This window comes from Kitasatospora sp. NPDC056783 (genome assembly GCF_042789895.1).
Classification (GTDB): Bacteria; Actinomycetota; Actinomycetes; order Streptomycetales; family Streptomycetaceae; genus Kitasatospora.
Genome location: NZ_JBHUAF010000603.1, coordinates 1 through 3,061 on the forward strand (window position 1 = coordinate 1; position 3,061 = coordinate 3,061).

Here is a 3,061-nt window from a genome sequence, read left to right on the forward strand (position 1 = left end):
GTCCGGTAAGCGGCCCCTTTAAAGAGCCTTTGGCCTATCAGGCCTCAGTGCGCTGGGCGGGAATCCCAGCCAGCAGAGCACGCACCTCCGCCTCGCGATAACGGCGGTGACCGCCGAGCGTGCGGATCGACGTCAGCTTGCCCGCCTTGGCCCAGCGGGTGACCGTCTTCGGGTCCACGCGGAACATGGTGGCAACCTCTGCCGGCGTCAGCAGCGGCTCAGCGTCAGGGGTACGAGCGGTCATGAGCGGCCTCCTCGGGAGAACCGAACCAGGGCGGTTCTATCCTTCAAATTCTGCACCTTGGCCCGCGATGCCCGAAATGGCATAGACGGGCCGAGTCGGTTATAGGACGAACGGCTTGTCCTGGTGTCTACAACTACACCATCCGTCCAGCCCTATCGACCAAACCGCCAAAATTGACCCCTCACGGGTTCAAGCCCGACGGATGGCGATGGACCACCCCATAACGGACAGTCACGCAATGATGACATCCGGTAACGAAGGGATCAGACCCTCCGTTTCCCCCCAAAGCACGCATCGACTCCAGAACCACCCAAAAGTGGGCACGCGCGCGTGAAGTTGGGCCGGTTGTCCCATTTTTGCACATAGGGGTAAGTTCGCGTCAACGGTGAGTAGTGTCACGTTCGACAGGTATTGACCCGAACCAGGACCTTGGTCATCACGGTTTCGGTCCCTAAGTCCCCCGAATCCTCTGACAGTCATACACGCGCGGTCGGACGTCAGTTCGCATCCCGCAGGGCGAGCACCCGGTTCCACCGCACCGTCAGTTCCCCGTAGGCGCGCAGCGCCTCGGCGGTGTCCCCCGCCCGCAGGGCGCGCAGCCCCTCCTCCAGCTCCCCCGCCGAACGGTCCGCCAACAGCCGCTCCGGGCCCAGCAGATGCACCAGCCCCCCGTAGTCCAGCTCCACCAGCGAGCGCGGGTGGAACTCCTCCAGCCAGCGGCCGATCCGCTCCGCCCCCCGCACCAGCTCCCCCTCCGGCACCGCCTCGCGCAGCGCCCGCAGGGCCCGCGCCACCCGTCGGCGGGCCTGCGCCATCGGCACCAGGTAGAACAGTGCCGCCGGCCGGCCCCGCTCCCCCGCCGCCCCTTCCGCCCCGTCGGCGCCCTCCGTGCCCCCCGGCACGAAGCAGCGGTCCTCGTCCCCGAACGGCAGGAACCAGCGCACCGGCACCTCCCACCGGCTGGTCAGGATCCACGGCCGGGCGTCCGGGTGGTCGGCCCGCCAGCGCTCCCGGTCCGCCTCGGCGGCCGCCCGGGCCACCGGCGGCAGCGCCGTGTCCAGCAGCGCCACCGGCGCCCCGGCCCGCAACTCCTCCAGCGCCTGCCAACTGCGCAGCCTGGTCGCCCACGGGCAGACGTACAGCACGCCGTCCACCACCCGCAGGTACGCCCGCCCGCTCTCCTTCTCGGGCAGTGCCCTGGGCGTGCGGGCGGCCAGTTCGGCGAGCGCCTCGCGCTGCTCCGCGAGCACCGCCGCCGCCACCGGCTGGGCCGGCTCCGCGGCGTCCGGCCCGTACTCCGCCACCCGGGCCTGCCAGCGCGACCGCTCGGGCTCCGGATGGGCCGACAGCGGCTCGTAGACCCGCAGGTGGGCGGCGTAGGGCGGTTGTACGGAGGTGCGTACGACGGTCACGTCCTGCATGGTCGCACGCGCCGCGCCGCCCCGGGAGGGCGCGCCCCGAACCGTTCGCGACCGCGGCCGCGCCCCTTCCCGTCTCACCCCTCGGACGCCCGGGCCCCGCTGGCGCAAGACCGCCGATCGGCGGCCCGCGCGCGACTAGTCTTCGCCCTAGGCGCCCGCACCACAGCAGCGGGCCTTCGATACTGGAGTCACCACAGTGACCGACGTACAGACCCCCGCCACGCACCCCGCATCCGGCGTGCTCAGCAGGATCTTCCGTACCGAACAGGACGGCGCCCCCGGCGACGGCCACGAGCAGGTCGTCCTCTGCCACGACCGCGGCTCCGGCCTCAAGGCGATCATCGCCATCCACTCGACCGCCCTGGGCCCGGCCCTCGGCGGCACCCGCTTCTTCCCGTACGCCTCCGAGGAGGCGGCCCTGGAGGACGCGCTGAACCTGTCCCGCGGGATGTCCTACAAGAACGCGCTGGCCGGGCTGGACCTCGGTGGCGGCAAGGCCGTCATCATCGGCGACCCGAACAAGGACAAGAACGAGGCGATGCTCCGGGCCTACGGCCGCTTCGTCGAGTCCCTGCGCGGCCGCTACATCACCGCCTGCGACGTGGGCACCTACGTCCAGGACATGGACGTCATCGCCCGCGAGACCGAGTTCGTCACCGGCCGCTCGCCCGAGAACGGCGGCGCCGGCGACTCCTCCATCCTGACCGCCTTCGGCGTCTTCCAGGGCATGCGCGCCACCGCCCAGGCCCGTTGGGGCCAGCCGACCCTGCGCGGCAAGCGGGTCGGCGTCGCGGGCGTCGGCAAGGTCGGCCACTACCTGGTCGGCCACCTGGTCGCGGACGGCGCCACGGTCGTCGTCACCGACCCCTTCGAGGCGGCCGTCAACCGCGTGCGCGCGGCCCACCCGGAGGTGGAGGTGGTGGCCGACACCGCCGCCCTGCTCCAGGCCAAGCTGGACGTCTACGCCCCGTGCGCCCTCGGCGGCGCCCTCACCGACTCCGTCGTCGCCGCGCTGGGCGAGTTCGGCACCTCGATCGTCTGCGGCGCGGCCAACAACCAGCTGGCCCACCCGGGCGTCGAGAAGGACCTGGCCGACCGCGGCATCCTCTACGCGCCGGACTACCTGGTGAACTCCGGCGGCGTCATCCAGGTCGCCGACGAGATCGACGGCTTCAACTTCGACCGGGCCAAGAACAAGGCCACGAAGATCTTCGACACCACCCTGGAGATCTTCACCCGGGCCGCCTCCGACGGCATCCCGCCGGCGGTCGCCGCCGACCGCCTGGCCGAGAAGCGGATGCGCGAGATCAGCGCCCTGCGCACGGTGCTGCTGCCCGCCGCCCGCCGCGCCTGATCCGGCCCGCGAGCGGACCCGTGATGCGCGGGGGGCCTCCAC

3 protein-coding genes are annotated in these 3,061 nt (G+C 71.6%); 1 reads left to right on the forward strand and 2 read right to left on the reverse strand.

Annotation, left to right across the window (positions count from 1 at the left end; all coding sequences use genetic code 11):
- Positions 1 to 37: 37 nt before the first annotated feature.
- Together bldC and ACFRMQ_RS39705 are read right to left on the reverse strand one after the other, a co-directional pair.
- Positions 38 to 244 carry a developmental transcriptional regulator BldC gene (bldC, locus tag ACFRMQ_RS39700; protein WP_014137253.1) on the reverse strand — a complete coding sequence of 69 codons (207 nt, stop codon included), beginning with the start codon at positions 242 to 244 and terminating at the stop codon, positions 38 to 40.
- A gap of 497 nt (positions 245 to 741) precedes the next feature.
- Complete coding sequence (locus ACFRMQ_RS39705) at positions 742 to 1,665, reverse strand: hypothetical protein (protein ID WP_380735770.1); 924 nt, start codon at positions 1,663 to 1,665, stop codon at positions 742 to 744.
- Between the two features lie 196 nt (positions 1,666 to 1,861).
- On the opposite strand from ACFRMQ_RS39705, the gene ACFRMQ_RS39710 reads away from it, so the two are divergent.
- Complete coding sequence (locus tag ACFRMQ_RS39710) at positions 1,862 to 3,019, forward strand: Glu/Leu/Phe/Val dehydrogenase dimerization domain-containing protein (protein ID WP_380735771.1); 1,158 nt, start codon at positions 1,862 to 1,864, stop codon at positions 3,017 to 3,019.
- Positions 3,020 to 3,061 lie beyond the last annotated feature (42 nt).